This is a genomic window from Micromonospora sp. C95 (genome assembly GCF_018070465.1).
Lineage (GTDB): Bacteria > Actinomycetota > Actinomycetes > Mycobacteriales > Micromonosporaceae > Micromonospora.
In genome coordinates this window covers 252,504-267,135 of sequence record NZ_JAGPXT010000002.1, presented here as the reverse complement: position 1 = coordinate 267,135, position 14,632 = coordinate 252,504, and the positions used below count along the sequence as shown (strand labels likewise).

Below are 14,632 nucleotides of genomic sequence, written 5' to 3'. Positions count from 1 at the left end.
GCGTCCTCTCGTCGTCAGCTGGACAGGCGCAACAGCCGGACGGCGTTGTCCTTCAGGATGCCGGGGAGCACCTCGGGTTTGAGGTCGGTGTCGCGCACGTCCCGTAGCCAGCGGTCCGGGGTGAGCAGCGGGTAGTCGGTGCCGAACAGCACCCGGCGCTTGAGCAGCGAGTTGGCGTACCGTACCAGCTCGGCCGGGAAGTACTTCGGGCTCCAGCCGGACAGGTCGATCCAGGTGTTGTGCTTGTGCGTGGCCACCGACAGCGCCTCGTCCTGCCAGGGCACCGACGGGTGGGCCATGATGATCTGGAGGTCCGGGAAGTCGGCCGCGACGGGGTCGAGCAGCATCGGGTTGGACAGGCCGAGCCGGAAGCCGTAGCCGCCGGGCATCCCGGCACCGATGCCGGTCTGCCCGGTGTGGAACAGCGCCGGCACGCCGGCCTTCTCGAGCAGGCCCCACAGCGGGGCGTACTGCTCGTCGCTCGGATCGAAGCCCTGCACGGTGGGATGGAACTTGAAGCCGCGTACGCCCTCGTCCTCGATCAGCCGGGTGGCGAGGTCGAGCGCCGCCGCCCCGGTGCGCGGGTCGACGGACCCGAAGGGGATCAGGACGTCGGCGTGCTCGGTCGCGGCGCGGGCGATCTCCACGCTCGACAGTGGCTGGTGCGCCAACTGGGTACGCGCGTCCACGGTGAACACGACGGCGGCCATCTGGCGTTCCCGGTAGTACTGCGCCACCGCCTCGATCGCCGGGCGCGGCCCGTCGGCCTTGAAGTACTTCGAGACGGCCGCCACCAGGTCGTCGGGCAGCGAGTTGTGGCCGTGCTCGTCGATCTCGATGTGCACGTGCATGTCGATCGCGGTGACGGCGTCCACGTCGATGGCGGGTCGGTACATGGTGGGGAACTTTCCTCCGAGCGGGTCAGGAGCCGGCGGTCTTGAACTCCTCGGGGAGCTCCGGGAACCGCTCGCCGACGCTCTGCAGTGCACCAGCGAACGTCGCCGGCCCGGCTTCGCGCAGCGCATCGTAGGTCCAGCCGCCCTCGCGGTGCACGGTCAGCGCCGCCTCCGGGTGGGTCCAGATCTGGAGCCGGTCGCCGCCCACCCCGATCACCTGGCCGGTGATGCCGCCGGCCGCCTCGGAGCCGAGGAACGCGATGAGACCGGCCACGTCGTCCGCCGTGCCGAAGCCGAGGTCGTGCCGGAAGAACGCCGGCATCGGTTCGCCCTGCTCGGCCGCCTGTACGGCGGCAGCGAAGTAGGGAACCGTGGCGGTCATGGCGGTCGCGGCCACCGGAACCACGGTGTTTGCGGTGATGCCGGCGCGCTTGAGCTCCAGCGCCCAGGTACGCGTCATGCCGACGATGCCCGCCTTGGCGGCGGCGTAGTTGGTCTGGCCGAAGTTGCCCCGCTGGCCGGTGGGGGAGCCGATGCAGATGATGCGGCCACCCTCACCGGCCGCCCGCATGTGTCGCACCGCCGCGCGCACCGTGGTGAAGGTGCCGCGCAGGTGCACGTTGATGACGGTGTCGAAGTCCTCGTCGGTCATCTTCCACAGCACGGTGTCGCGCAGCACCCCGGCGTTGGTGACCAGGATGTCGAGTCGACCGAAGGTCTCGACGGCGGTGGCGACCAACTGCTCGGCGGTCTCGGTCGGGCCGACCGGAGCGACCACCGCGGCGGCCCGGCCGCCGAGCGCCTCGATCGACGCGACGGCGTCGGCAGTGGTCTGCGCGTCGACATCGTTGACCACCACGGCGGCGCCCTGCCGGGCGAGTTCCTGCGCGTACGCGAGGCCGAGACCGCGGCCGGATCCGGTGACGATGGCGACCTTGCCGTCCAGGGACATGGAGAACTCCTTCGTGTCCGCCCGATCTGAACACGAACCGTTGAAAATGTCAATCATTGAGGAAACGCGCTACCATCGTCGCCATGTCCGCTAGCGGGAAGACCCGGCTGCCAGGGCGGGACGCCCTGCGGGACAGTGTGCTCGGCGGTGACCTGGTCTTCCTGCTGGCCCGCGCCAACGCGCTCACGCTCGCGGCGGCCAACGCCGCTCTCGCCGAGCACGGGCTCAAGGCGCGGTCCTACTCGGTGCTCGCGCTGGCCGCCGACGGGGTTCGACCCACCCAGCGGGAGCTGGCCGAGTTCCTCCGCCTCGACCCGAGTCAGGTCGTCGCGCTTGTCGACGGGCTGGAGCAGCGACAGTTGGTGGAGCGCCGCACCGACCCGGCCGACCGGCGGGCCAACGTCCTCGTCGCGACCGACGCCGGCCGTGACCTCTTCGCCCGCGCCCAGCAGGCCGCCCGTGCCGTCGAGTTGGGCCTGCTGGCCCCGGTCACCCCCGAGGAGCACGAGCGGTTGGCCGGCCTGCTGCGACTGCTCGCCTTCCCCGGCTGAACGGCATTGCGGGCCCGGTCCGCCAGCTCACGCCGGCGGGCCGGACCCCAAGGGCATGCCGTCACTTCTCGCTGTCGAGCAGCGCCATCATCGGCGCGGCGTACCGCTCCCCGGCGGCGGATCCATGCGGCACCGCCTGCTCGATCTCGTCGAGCAGAGCCTGATCGAGGGTCAGGTCGGCGGCGGCCAGGGACTCGGTCAGCCGGGTACGGCGACGTGCGCCGACCAGCGGCACGACGTCCGCACCCTGCGCGGCGACCCAGGCGATCGCCACCTGGCTGGTGGTCGCGCCCAATCGCTTGGCGACCCGGCCCAGCGCGTCGACCAGGCGCAGGTTGGCCTGCAGATTCTCGCCCTGGAACCGGGGGCTGCCGGCCCGGAAGTCGGTGCCGGTGAGCTGACGGTCGGCCTGCCAGTGCCCGCTCAGCAGGCCCCGGGAGAGCACACCGTACGCGGTCAGACCGATGCCCAGCTCGCGCAGCGTCGGAAGGATGGACGTCTCGGGGCCTCGGGACAGCAGCGAATACTCGATCTGCAAATCGCTGATCGGTGCCACCGCCGCCGCCCGGCGGATGGTCTCCGAGCCCACCTCGGAGAGGCCGATGTGCCGGATCCAGCCGGCCTCCTGCATCTCCCGCAGGGCACCGATGGTCTCCTCCACCGGGATCTGGGGATTGAGCCGTGACGGGCGGTAGATGTCGATGTAGTCGGTTCCGAGTCGGCGCAGCGAGTATGCCAACCGGTCCTTCACGGCTGGCCCTGATACGTCGTACGGCACGGGCTGGAAGGCGCCGTCGGGGGTGCGGCGGGAGCCGAACTTGACGCTGAGCACCACGTCTTCCCGAGAACGTTCCTTGAGGGCCCGCCCGATCAGCATCTCGTTGTGCCCTGACCCGTAGAAGTCCCCGGTGTCGATCAGGTTGATCCCGGCGTCCAGCGCGGCGTGCAGCGTCGCGAGGCTCTCGGCCTCGTCAGCGGGGCCGTACAGGTCCGACATGCCCATCGCGCCGAGGCCGAGGGCGGAGACCGTCGGGCCGGTCGTGCCGAGCGTGCGTCGCTCAATGGTCGTCATCTTGTCCATCCTCCACAGGTGGTTCCTTACCGGCAGCCGATCGCTGCTGTATACACTACGTCCATATAACTCTCTCGGAGACACTGTGTCCATATGAGTGGAGGGGCAGTGAGCCAGCCCACGTCGGAAGCCGGCGAGCCGCGCCAGCGCGGTCGCGGTCGCCGCCCGGCAGACCAGGTGCGTCAGGAGATACTCGCGGCGGCCGGAAATCTCCTCCTGGAGGAGGGCATGGCCGGATTCACCATCGAGAAGGTTGCCGCGCGCGCCGGTGCCAGCCGAATGACGATCTACAAGTGGTGGCCGTCCAAGGGCGCCCTCGCCCTGGACGGCTACTTCGCCGTGGTCGCGCCCACGCTGGCCTTTCCCGACACCGGGGACATCGTCGCCGACCTGACCAGCCAGCTCGTCGCGTTCGTCCACCTGATGAACGACACCACCGCCGGGCGGGTGATCAGTCAGCTCATCGCCCAGTCGCAGACCGACTCCGACCTGGCCGCCGCCTACCGTCAGCGTTACTCCGGGCCTCGTCGGGCGCTGGGGGTGGAGACCCTCAACCGGGCGGTGTCACGGGGACAGTTGCGGGCCGACATCGATCCGGAGTCGGTCATCGACCAGCTCTGGGGAGCCTGCTATCACCGCCTGCTCATCCCTGACCAGCCGCTCACCGAGGAGTTCGCCCGGACACTTGTGGACAACCTCATGCGTGGCCTTCGCTGACGCCGAGCGTCCCTCGGGGCGACACCCGGCCTCACCCGACCGACCCCCGTGGCCCGTACGAGGTGCCGAGGGATCGGGAGATGGTCCGGCCCGCCGCCTGGACCAGTGGTGCCAGCGCCACCGGGTCCGCCCGGTGGTGCGCGACCACGAGTGAGATCGCGGCGACCACCGAACCCTCCGGTCCGCAGATCGGCGCGGCCACCGAGAGGGCGTCCATGGTCACCTGCCGGTCGCTGACCGCGTACCCGGTGCGGCGCACCTCGGCCAACCCCCGCCGCAGCCGCCCGGGCTCGGTGATGGTCAGCGGGGTGTACCGCTCCAACGGCGCGGCCAGCACCTGTTCCTGCACCTCGGCCGGCGCGTACGCGAGCAGGACCAGCCCGACGCCGGTGGCGTGCAACGCGAAACGGCCACCGACCCGGGTGAGCACCGGCACCGCGTGCCGACCGGCGATCCGTTCGATGAAGACCAGCTCCACGTCCTGCCGGACGGCGAGCTGGACGTTCTCGTGGGTCACCTCGTACAGGTCCTCCATGGTCGGCAGCGCCAGCTCGCGTAGCCCGAGCCCCCGGGGAGCGAGGGAACCGACCTCCCACAGCCGCAACCCGATCCGGTACCGCCCGTCGTCACCGCGCTCCAACGCGCCCCAGGCGACCAGCTCGGCGACCCGGCGGGACGCGGTGGGCAACGGCAGCTCGGCCCGCCGGGCCAGCTCGCTGAGGGTCAGCGCCGGGCTGGCCGGGGTGAACGCGTCGAGCAGGGCCAGCACCTTGCTGGTGACCGACCGTCCGGGCTGCGCGTCCACCCCGCCATCATGCCGACCCCGGCCCGCCGGTCACAGCTCCAGCGTGAGCCGGGGCGTGACGGACCGGGAAACGCAGATCATCATGGTGTCGCCCGCAGCCCGCTCCGCCTCGGTGAGCAGGCTGTCCCGATGCTCCGGCATGCCGGCCAGCACGCCGGTCTCGCAGGTGCCGCAGGTGCCTTCCCGGCACGAGGAGAGCACTTGCACACCGGCCGCCTCCACCGCCTCCAGGATCGACGTGCCCGGCGGCACGGTAAGCGTCCGGCCGCTGAGGGCGAGTTCCACCTCGACGGGGGCGTCCACGGCCTCGGTGGGGGCCAGCGGGGTGAAGCGCTCGACGTGCAGGGTGCCGGTGGGCCAGGTCCGACAGCGCTGCTCCACCGCCGCGATCAACGCCTCCGGCCCGCAGCAGTAGACCAGCCCGTCGACCGGCTGCCCCAGCAGTTCGTCCAGGTCGAGCAGGCCGGTCTCGTCCTGCGGATACAGGCTCACCCGGTCGCCGTACTTTTCCCGCAGCGCGTCGGCGAAGGCCATCGTGGCGCGGCTGCGCCCGCCGTACACCAGTCGCCAGTCGGCTCCGGCGGCGTCGGCGGCGGCGACCATCGGCCGGATCGGCGTGATGCCGATGCCACCGGCGACGAAGAGGTAGCGCGGCGCCGCCACCAGCGGGAAATTGTTCCTCGGCCCGCGCACCCGGACGGTCGCGCCCGGGGTGAGACGTTCGTGCACGTGCCGCGAGCCGCCGCGTCCCTCCGCCTCCAGTTGGACCGCGACCCGCAGGGTGGCGCGGTCGGCCGGGTCGCCGCAGAGCGAGTACTGGCGCACCAGCCCCGGCCCGAGTTCCAGGTCGAGGTGGGCACCCGGCGACCAGGCGGGCAGGTCGCCGCCGTCGGGGCGGCACAGGCTCAACACGGCGACACCCGTCGCCGCCGGGTCCCGGTCGGCCACCACCAGCTCCGCGCCGTCCAGGTCGTCGGCCGTCATGCCGGCACCGCCGACCGGGTCGGCGCGGCGTGCGGGGTCGGTGCGACCGCCTCCGGCGGCTGATGACCGTACGGGTGGGCGAGCAGCCACTCCCACAGCTCGACCGGTTCCTCGGCGACGCGCTCGGCACCGCAGTGGCAGATCCCGCGCAGCGTGTCGGTGCCCGGCATCCAGTGGATCCGGTAGATCCGGTCGCCGGTGAGCATGTGGGCCGGTCCGGTCATCGGGGCGCCCCCACCGTCCCCGCCTCGACCATCCGGGCGATCAGACGGCGGGCGGCGAGTCCGCCGGTGTCGATGTTGATGCTGAGTTCCTGGTACTTGTCCGGTTCGGACGCGATCACCTGCTCCAGGATGTTCAGCGCCGTCACGTCCTGCATGACCACCGTGCGGTTGCTCTGGTGCAGGTACTCGCTCACCGACTCGTCGTCGATGGCGAAGTCGCGGGCCACCGCCCAGAAGTCGTAGGTGGTGTGCTCCGTCGACGGCGTGATGGCGTACACGATCTCGGCGTGGAAGGCGTCGCTGTCCTCGCCCTCGGTCGGCGGGTAGAGGCCCTGCGGCGCGATGCGGCTGTGCAGCAGGTACAGGCACGGCGGGTGGTACTCGATGTCCTGCCAGCGGGTGATCCGGCCCTGGATGCCCGTCGACTTGGCGTAGAACGGCGGGCACTCGGCGTCGTCCATGTGTCGGCTGACGTAGACGATGCCGCGTTCCTCGTCGACCTCGGTGGTGATCGGCGTGTTCGCCACCTCCGGGGTGCCGATGTAGCCGCCGTGCAGGTAGGTCTCGTGGGACAGGTCCATCAGGTTGTCCACCAGCAAGCTGTACCGCGCATTCAGCGGCTCCATCCCGCGGACGACCGCGTACCGGGGGTCGTCCAGCCAGGGGGCCCGGGGGATCGTGGCCGGGTCGGCGCGGTCGGCTTCGCCGATCCACACCCAGATCAGCGAATCCTGCTCCACCACCGGGTACGCGGCCACCCGCGCGGTCCGCGGGATGCGCTGCTGGCCCGGTACGAAGACACAGGTCCCGGTCTGGTCGTAGGTGAACCCGTGGTAGCCGCAGACGATCGTGTCGCCGTCGAGTCGGCTCTCCGACAGCGGATAGCGACGGTGCACGCACCGGTCGGCGAGCGCCACGGCCTCCCCGGATTCGGTGCGGTAGAGGACCAGTGGCTCACCGAGCACGGTTCGGGCGAGCAGATCCCGCCCGACCTCGTTGCTGTAGGCCGTCACGTACCACTGGTTGCGGGCGAACGCCATGGTGACCCAACCTCTCTCGGGACGGGAGCGGGGTGCAGTCGGATGATCCCGTGACCCGACCGCTGATCGGCAGTTCCGGTTTCACTGAGTGAAAGGCCGTGCGGTCTTTCGCCGGTCGCCGCGACGCTGCGATGATCAGCGGCGTGACGGGGGTCGAGGAACCAGTGCGTACCGATCAGACGGCGACAAGCCCAGCCAGCGAGAGCGGGTTGGGGGGCCGGTTCTGGCGGCTCTGGTCCGCGTCGGCGGTGTCCAATCTGGCCGACGGGATCGTCAAGATCGCGCTGCCGTTGGTCGCCGTCGGCTACACCCGCTCACCGGTGCTGGTGGCCGGGGTCGCCACCGCGTTCAGCCTGCCGTGGTTGCTGTTCGCGCTGCCGGCCGGCGCCCTCGCCGACCGGCTCGACCGGCGTCGGGTGATGCTCGCCGCCAACACCCTGCGCGCGGCGCTGATCGGCGGGCTGGCGCTGGCGGCGGCGTTCGACTCCGGGTCGATCTGGCTGCTCTACCTGGTGGCGCTCGGCCTCGGCATGGCCGAGACCCTCTACGACACCTCAGCCCAGTCGATCCTGCCGCAGGTGGTCACCCGCGACCAACTGCCCCGGGCCAACGGCCGACTCGCCGCCGTGGAACTGGCCGCGAACCAGTTCGTCGGCCCGCCACTCGCCGGTTTCCTGATCGCCGCCGGGGTGGCCCTGGCCCTCGCCGGGCCGGCGGTGCTGTGGGCGGTGGCGGTCGCCGCGCTGCTCCTGGTCGCCGGCCGGTTCCGGATCGAGCGCGGCGAGCCGACGACGATGCGCGCCGACATCGCCGAAGGGCTGCGCTTCCTCTGGCGGCACCGGCTGCTGCGCACCCTGGCCACGATGGTCGGGACCAGCAACTTCATCACCAGCGGCATCTTCGCCGTGCTGGTGCTCTACGCGGTCGGCCCGGACTCGGCCGTCGGCCTCACCGAACCCGGATACGGGATACTGCTCACCAGCGTCGCCGCCGGCATCGTGCTCGGCTCGGTCGCCACCGCACGGATCGAACAACGGCTCGGGCGGTCGCGCACCCTGGCGCTCTCCGTGCTGGCGATGGCCGCCGTCGTCGGCGTACCGGCGCTGAGCACCAACCCGTTCGTGATCGGCGCGGTCTTCTTCGTCGGCGGGATCCTGCTCGCCACCTGGAACGTCATCACCATCTCGCTGCGCCAGCGGATCACCCCGGACCGGCTGCTCGGCCGGGTCAACAGCGGCTACCGAATGCTGGCCTGGGGAAGCATGCCGGCCGGCGCGCTGGTCGGCGGTCTGCTGGCCGAGGTCTTCGGCCTCCGCGCGGTCTTCGCCATCATGGGAGTGCTGACGCTTACCCTGCTGCTCGGCATGTTCGTCGTCACCGACGCCAACATCGAGGCCGCCGAGAGAGACGCCGCCGCACGCGACGAGGCCGACTGACCGCGCCGGCACAGCCATCCTGGGCCTGCGTGGCATGACGATGTGATTGAGGGGTTCTCGGGTGTCGCTCACCGGCTGGTTGGCCTGTCCGCAGTGCGCCACGTGTATGGCGCTGGGCACCGCGTACCGGCTGGGGGCGACGGCGTTGCCCACGCTGAACGCGCCCAGCTCGGCCGCTAGCCGCGCTTCTTGCAGAGCCCTCGTTGGGGCGGGTTGACATGGAAGGCGACAGCACCAGGAGCTTGCTGTCGTCCACCTGACAAAAGGTCGGCCCGCCGGAAGGTACCTCGGATCTATGCCAGTGGATCATAATAACCCCATGGCATCGACTGCTCACTATGCGTGACCTAGTGGGCGAGGCAACCAAGTGGGGGATGCGCGTGGGCTTCTTCGAAGGTAAAAAGCCGGCGGCGATCTTGAAACACGCCATCATCGACAAGTACATCAGCCCGTTCGTTGGGAAAACCGGCCTGTACTCCCCTGATCACAGGGTCGCGATTGTCGACGGGTATGCGGGGGAGGGTAGGTACGACAACGGAGACGAGGCTTCTCCTGCACTCTTGCTGCGGAAGGCGCGCGAACTCCGGCCGATCAACCGGAAGCTGGAGGGCTACTTCGTCGAGAGCGACCCGGAGTCACTGACCAAGCTTCGGCAGGTGGTTGCAGCAGAGGGCGAAGGTCTGCCAATGCAAGTTTTTGCCGGCAGCATAGAGGATCACCTCGACGACCTGTTGACCCTGGTGAAGGGCATCCCTGCGCTGGTCTACCTCGACCCGTTCGGAGTCATGATCCCGTTCGCGAAGACGGCGCAAGTGTTCGCCCGGCGTCCAGAACACCCCCCAGCTACCGAGCTGCTCATCAACTTCAGCGCGGTTGGTCTACGGCGGGTAGCTGGGCTTCTCACAAGCACCAAGGAGAACGCGGGAAGAGCGGCAACCCTCGCCCGGATGGACGCTGCATGCGGCGGTGGCTGGTGGCAGAAGGTCTGGCTCGATCACGAAGACGACAAGGAACGAGCGGAGATGGCCGTGGTCGTCGAGTACACGCGCCGGTTGGCTGTCAATCAACGTTGCAGCTGGTGGGTGACCCCGGTCCGTAACCGGGCTCGCCACAAGCCCCTCTACTACCTAGTGTTCCTAACTCGCCACCGCGACGGATTCAGCGAGTTCGCCGAAGCCCTGTCTCTTGGCCTCGGTCAGTGGCGCAAGGCCGTCTACGACATCGAGAACGCCGACACCCTGTTCGCGGACGAAGCGAGCTTCAAGGCGAGTGAGCAGGTGCTAGAGGATGGCTGGATCAACGAGATCGAGGCGAACCTACGTCGACTCCTAGCCGAGGGCAAGCCCTTCGTCATCAGCAAGCGGTACAGCGAGGTGTACGGTGAAGCGGCCGGCCAGGCCCGCCAAAAACACCTACGCAAAGCGTGGGCGAGGCTGTACCCCGATGTGACCAAGACCAGCCCCAAGGGCAAGGACAAGTTGTTTCAGGCGCTCATCGAGCCGGCGTAAGTTCTCTCGACGGCATCTCGTCCCACGTGTGGCCGTCCAGCAGCCGGCCGCCTGCCTTCGGGGTCCTCCCTCCCCACTGCTTGAAGAAGAAGGCCGTCCCTGCCTTGCCGCACTCGTCCCGTAGACCTCGGATCCATGCGGGGTCTACAGGACGGGCACCCTGCCCAGACTCGCCGCCAGCAATCAACCAATGGATGTCGGTTAGATCGATGCCGTTGAGAGGGCCGAGCAGTGGTTCTGCGGAGATGAACCGGACAGTCGCCGGGACAGTGCGAAGGTGCTCCACTCGTGGCAGCTCCTGCTCCGTTTCCACGCTGACACCCATCCACACGTTTGACGGCCAGTCGAGTTGGTCCGCGACTCGCGCTAACCGTGATGCCCGCTTCGTGAGCACTTGGTAAGTGTGGCGCGGAGTATCCGCCATGACCTGAAACACGCGGCGCACGTAGTCGATCGGCACGCGAGCATGAAACAGGTCGCTCATGGAGTTGACAAACACTGTTCGCGGCTCGCGCCAGCGCGCTGGGATGCTCAGTGCGTCTTGGTGAAGCGTGACGCCGAAGCCAGGTCCAGAGGTGCGCGGGTCGCCATCGTTCTGATACTTGGCAGACCCCATAGCCTTCAGGCGCTTCGCCAGGCTCAAGGCGTAGCAGTTGTCGCATCCCGCAGAGATCCGGTCGCAGCCTGTCGTGGGATTCCAGGTCGCTTCGGTCCACTCGATGGCGCTCTTATCTGCCATGACCACTCCCTGGGTTGGTTACGTCAATACTGTCGAACATGCGTACGGATTGAAAGACATGCAGACGATCTTTCTTGTCGATCAACCGACGCATGCGGCAGTCACGCATGCCCTGCTCGTCCAACGGGCGGAGGGCGCAAGTTGACTCGGCCAGGCCGTCGCCAGGCCGTCGGAGGCCGATCGTGAGCGACCAGCGACGACCACTGGTGACGACGTCTACCCAGGTGGCGAAGCGTGGTCGGCCCGATGGCCAGGCTGGCGGTCGCTTCTTTACCTGTAGTTGGTGAAAGGAGGGGTAGGCATAGGGCGCTCTCAATCGCGGACCCAGAACTGCCAGTCGTCAGGCGCTGGCGGCCACAATGGATCGGGCCGCCAGCCTTCGGGTGGGACCCAGCCTGCGGGCGGGGGTGGCCATCCCGGTGGAACCACGAACCGCCATTGCTGCGCGCGGGCAACATCGTGACCGTGGCTCCCAGCAGCTGTCTTTTGTGCCGGCCGGGTGCCTTCAGCTGCGGGCGGCGCATCCAGCCACGCATCAGTCAACGAGCTGGCCTTGCAGATGTTCAGCGCGACGTCGGCCTTGACCCGGTTACCCTTCAGGACTGCACGGGCCGCTGTCAACATGTTGAGTTCCGAGAGGTGGGAGAGCACCGGCAACATCTCGGTTGATGTCGCGGGGCTCAGGGTGCCGACGGGCTGGTCGTTGACTCGAACCTCGACCAGCGTTCGCGTCGATCGAGCCCGCTGCTGCTCAACCTGGTGCAACGTCACGTAAACCCAGCACTCGCCCTGCGGGCTCACTAGCTGAGCCAAGTGAGTCATGTGCTTCTCTTCGCCCGTCACTTGGACGACGCGGCCTTGGGGAAGCACCACGTGCAGGTCGGCTGGCGGCATGTTGGCTGGAACAATCATGTGCGATTCGGCGAGGTCGAGAGTTACCGATCCCACGAACTCGGGCCGGCGGCGTCCGTCCCAGTCTTCATCTTCACGTCCCCAGATGCGGGCTCGGACCTGAGGGGTCCAACCCTGGTTGACGAGCGCCGCGAGGACGGGCGAGTAGACCTTGGCCTGGTCTTTTGGCAGATACCCGAGTACTTGCCCACCGTAGACGATCTTGACGGCGGTCGGATCGAATCGGTTAGTGGGCTCCGGGACGAGGTACACGTCCTTCTCTACCTCAGACCCGTATGACTTGAAGTCCGCGCCGAGTGCCGCTCGGATCTCCTTGGCGTAGTTGGACTCGCCTACGACCTCTTGGCTGCACCAGCCTCGCTGGCCCCACAGGTCAAATGGTCGGATCATTGGCGGAGGCTACCGTCCCCGGCCAAGCCCTCGTCAGCCCCGACTTGTGCAAATGTCGGGTAGTCGACACCGTGTAGTCGAGACGCTAGACAGCGAGGCAGCGGAAGCCCGAATGCGGGTTGGTCCGGAACATCAACCGATGGGTTCCGCACTCGGCCCGTCGACGATGACTATCGTCACCGGCTGGTGGCAGCCGACAGCTTGAGACTGCTTGTCCAGTACGGGATCGTCACCACCGAGCTATACCGGAGCGAAGGGCCGTATGGCCGCGGCTCGGCGTCGTCGGTCGGATACTGGCCCGATGGCGGAGGAACAAGGCAGCGGATCGACGCGGTGGACGATTCACGGTGAGCGGGTGGTGGATGGTAGCCGGCGGGCGCGGTTGAGTGTCGCTGATGTGGAGTTGCCGGACGGGGTTCGTTTCGAGCAGTACGTGATTCGGGCGCCTCGGTCGGCGATGGTCGCGGTGCTTGACGGTCAGGAGCGGTTGTTGCTGATGCGGCGGCACCGGTTCGTGTTCGACCGTTGGGTGTGGGAGCTGCCCGGTGGCTATGTCGATGACGGGGAGCAGCCGGCGGCGTGTGCGGTCCGGGAGGTTGAGGAGGAGACCGGTTGGCGTCCGGGTGCGGTGGAGCCGCTGCTGTCGTTCCAGCCGTGGGTGGCGACCGCAGACGCGGAGAACCTGCTGTTTCTTGCCCGCGATGCGGAGCACATCGGCGCGCCGGTGGACGTGAACGAGGCCGAGCGGGTGGCTTGGATCCCGCTGGAGAAGGCCCGGCATCTCGTCTCCCAGGGCGAGATCGTGGGTGCCGGTACGGTCATTGCCGTATTGGAACTGGTCGCGCGTAAGGCTCACGGCGAGTTGTAGTCAGCGGCGCTGCCCGAGAGCAGCATCGATGCGGGTGATGAGGTTCCGGACTGCTGGTCGGCGGCGGTGTGCCATGAGGTCCGATTGCAGGTCACGCACGTAGCGGACGGCGCGGGCGGACTTCAGTTGCGTGGTAAGGGTGAGGGCTTGTCCGCCGATGGCGCTGGCGCGGTCGGGCTCGCTGTGGCGGGCCTGGATGGTGGCCAGGAGCGCGAGGTTGAAGGCTTTGCCGCGTACGTAGAGTTCGTCCATCCGCAGCGAGCGGGCGGCGAAGCGTTCGGCATGGCGGTGTTGGCCGAGTGCGGTGAAGCAGTGGCCGAACTTGGCTGACAGATACGCCTCGTCGAAGTAGCCGAGCCACTGCGGGGCGCTGCTGCGGTCGGCTCGGTCGAGGGCTCGTTCCGCCTGGTGCAAGGCGGTGGCGCAGGCGGGCGCGTCGCGGGAGGCGGCGTGGGCGTGGGCCTCCATGACCAGCGCCTCGGCGGTCAACACGGTGATTCCGGCGCGGTGTGCGGTGTGCCGAGCGGCGCGGGCGAGGTCGACGCCAGTGGCGCTATGGCCGAGGTAGGTGGCTTGGTGGCTCATCGCGGCGAGGATCTCGGCACCCAGGCCGGGATCGTCGGCGGCGCGGGCCAAGTCGAGGGCATGGGTGAGATAGCGCTGGGCGAGGCCGTGTTCGGCCATGTCGTACGCCTGCCAGCCGGCGAGCTGCGTCAGCTCAGCGACGGCGGTGAGCAGCTTGCGGCCGGTTTGCGGGTCGTATCGGCCCTCCGTCAGCAGGGGCGTGACCTCCTGGTGAAGGTAGCGGGTGACGTTCTCGCGGGCGTGGCCGCCGCCGTACTGGTTGTCGAGCCGTCGGTACGTGGCGGTCATCTCGCGTATGGTGTCGATGTCGGGCTTACCGACCGTTCGGCGGCCCTCCTGCGCGACGGGTTGCGGGCTGGTGGCGGTGAACCAACGCAGCGCTGGCAAGGTGTACGCGGCGGAGCTGAACACGGTCTGACGGAGTACTTCTCGACGGTTCACGTCGCCTTCCCATAGCTGCGTAGCAGCGCGCACATCCTCACGCCAGGAGCGGTTGGCCGGCACATCACTTCGCCGGCCGTCCCGACGATCGGCCATGTCAGGGCGACATGACCGCCGGCGCGGAGCGAGACCGAGCGTCATCCGTGACTCGTCGGGCATACCGCAGCCGTCGGCGATCCGTTCCAACACTTCGATCGACGTCACCTTCCGGCCGGCGATGATCCGACTAACGTAACCCTGCTCCAGGCCAACGGCGGCACCGATGCGGTTCTGGCTCGCGCCTGTGTGCCTGGCGAGCAGCCGAAACAGTGCGCCAACATCGCGGGCAGCCAGTGCCGTACGTATGTCCTCGCGTGACCAGAGGTCGTCAGGAATGCGCAGATGGTCGAGCAGCACAGCGGCTCCCAGCGTCGTCAGTCGACTACTCATGGTGTTCGAGTTGGAGCCTAGGGCCGCTGTCTGGACTGGTCGAGGCAAGCCATGTCACCGTGACATGACCAGCCGACATGGCC

15 protein-coding genes are annotated in these 14,632 nt (G+C 68.6%); 5 read left to right on the top strand and 10 right to left on the bottom strand.

Features of this window, described 5'->3' with window-relative positions; all coding sequences use genetic code 11:
* Positions 1–14: 14 nt before the first annotated feature.
* Together KBX00_RS03865 and KBX00_RS03860 are read right to left on the bottom strand one after the other, a co-directional pair.
* Positions 15–896 (bottom strand): amidohydrolase family protein, encoded by an 882-nt coding sequence (locus KBX00_RS03865; protein WP_210823266.1) that lies wholly within the window; start codon positions 894–896, stop codon positions 15–17.
* Positions 897–921: 25 nt separating this feature from the next.
* Positions 922–1,848: an SDR family NAD(P)-dependent oxidoreductase gene (locus tag KBX00_RS03860; RefSeq protein WP_210823265.1), complete on the bottom strand. Its 927-nt coding sequence runs from the start codon at positions 1,846–1,848 to the stop codon at positions 922–924.
* 83 nt (positions 1,849–1,931) lie between these two features.
* On the opposite strand from KBX00_RS03860, the gene KBX00_RS03855 reads away from it, so the two are divergent.
* Complete coding sequence (locus tag KBX00_RS03855) at positions 1,932–2,399, top strand: MarR family winged helix-turn-helix transcriptional regulator (RefSeq protein ID WP_210823264.1); 468 nt, start codon at positions 1,932–1,934, stop codon at positions 2,397–2,399.
* A 61-nt stretch (positions 2,400–2,460) separates the two neighbouring features.
* Here KBX00_RS03855 and KBX00_RS03850 read toward each other — a convergent pair whose 3' ends face one another.
* A complete protein-coding gene (locus tag KBX00_RS03850; RefSeq protein WP_210823263.1) occupies positions 2,461–3,471 on the bottom strand; it encodes an aldo/keto reductase in 1,011 nt (336 codons plus the stop codon).
* A 108-nt stretch (positions 3,472–3,579) separates the two neighbouring features.
* Here KBX00_RS03850 and KBX00_RS03845 point away from each other — a divergent pair, with 108 nt between their 5' ends.
* Positions 3,580–4,188: a TetR/AcrR family transcriptional regulator gene (locus KBX00_RS03845; protein WP_269741356.1), complete on the top strand. Its 609-nt coding sequence runs from the start codon at positions 3,580–3,582 to the stop codon at positions 4,186–4,188.
* 31 nt (positions 4,189–4,219) lie between these two features.
* Here the strand turns inward: KBX00_RS03845 and KBX00_RS03840 are convergent, their stop codons facing one another.
* From KBX00_RS03840 to KBX00_RS03825, 4 genes are read right to left on the bottom strand one after another with little or no spacing between them, the layout of a single operon-like run.
* Positions 4,220–4,993, bottom strand: coding sequence for an IclR family transcriptional regulator (locus KBX00_RS03840; RefSeq protein ID WP_210823261.1), 774 nt, complete (start codon positions 4,991–4,993; stop codon positions 4,220–4,222).
* Between the two features lie 30 nt (positions 4,994–5,023).
* Positions 5,024–5,977 carry a PDR/VanB family oxidoreductase gene (locus tag KBX00_RS03835; RefSeq protein WP_210823260.1) on the bottom strand — a complete coding sequence of 318 codons (954 nt, stop codon included), beginning with the start codon at positions 5,975–5,977 and terminating at the stop codon, positions 5,024–5,026.
* Complete coding sequence (locus KBX00_RS03830; RefSeq protein ID WP_093402248.1) at positions 5,974–6,201, bottom strand: hypothetical protein; 228 nt, start codon at positions 6,199–6,201, stop codon at positions 5,974–5,976. Before KBX00_RS03830 ends, KBX00_RS03835 begins: the two co-directional genes overlap by 4 nt.
* Positions 6,198–7,241, bottom strand: a complete 1,044-nt coding sequence (locus KBX00_RS03825) for an aromatic ring-hydroxylating dioxygenase subunit alpha (RefSeq protein WP_210823259.1) — start codon at positions 7,239–7,241, stop codon at positions 6,198–6,200. The genes KBX00_RS03830 and KBX00_RS03825 overlap by 4 nt, the downstream gene beginning before the upstream one ends.
* 143 nt (positions 7,242–7,384) lie before the next feature.
* Here KBX00_RS03825 and KBX00_RS03820 point away from each other — a divergent pair, with 143 nt between their 5' ends.
* Together KBX00_RS03820 and tcmP are read left to right on the top strand one after the other, a co-directional pair.
* A complete protein-coding gene (locus KBX00_RS03820) occupies positions 7,385–8,677 on the top strand; it encodes an MFS transporter (protein ID WP_374225245.1) in 1,293 nt (430 codons plus the stop codon).
* Positions 8,678–9,015: 338 nt separating this feature from the next.
* Positions 9,016–10,185 (top strand): three-Cys-motif partner protein TcmP, encoded by a 1,170-nt coding sequence (gene tcmP / locus KBX00_RS03815; RefSeq protein ID WP_210823257.1) that lies wholly within the window; start codon positions 9,016–9,018, stop codon positions 10,183–10,185.
* Here the strand turns inward: tcmP and KBX00_RS03810 are convergent.
* On the bottom strand, positions 10,169–10,924 hold the full coding sequence (locus KBX00_RS03810) for a DUF5131 family protein (protein ID WP_210823255.1): 756 nt from the start codon (positions 10,922–10,924) through the stop codon (positions 10,169–10,171). The two genes, tcmP and KBX00_RS03810, sit on opposite strands and share 17 nt — an antisense overlap.
* 312 nt (positions 10,925–11,236) lie before the next feature.
* The gene (locus KBX00_RS03805; RefSeq protein WP_210823253.1) at positions 11,237–12,226 is read right to left on the bottom strand and encodes an HIRAN domain-containing protein; all 990 of its coding nucleotides are present in this window, start codon (positions 12,224–12,226) and stop codon (positions 11,237–11,239) included.
* Between the two features lie 301 nt (positions 12,227–12,527).
* Between KBX00_RS03805 and KBX00_RS03800 the strand changes: the two genes are divergently transcribed.
* Positions 12,528–13,094 carry an NUDIX hydrolase gene (locus tag KBX00_RS03800; RefSeq protein WP_210823251.1) on the top strand — a complete coding sequence of 189 codons (567 nt, stop codon included), beginning with the start codon at positions 12,528–12,530 and terminating at the stop codon, positions 13,092–13,094.
* On the opposite strand, the gene KBX00_RS03795 is transcribed toward KBX00_RS03800, so the two are convergent.
* A complete protein-coding gene (locus KBX00_RS03795; RefSeq protein WP_210823249.1) occupies positions 13,095–14,516 on the bottom strand; it encodes a helix-turn-helix domain-containing protein in 1,422 nt (473 codons plus the stop codon).
* Positions 14,517–14,632: the final 116 nt, after the last annotated feature.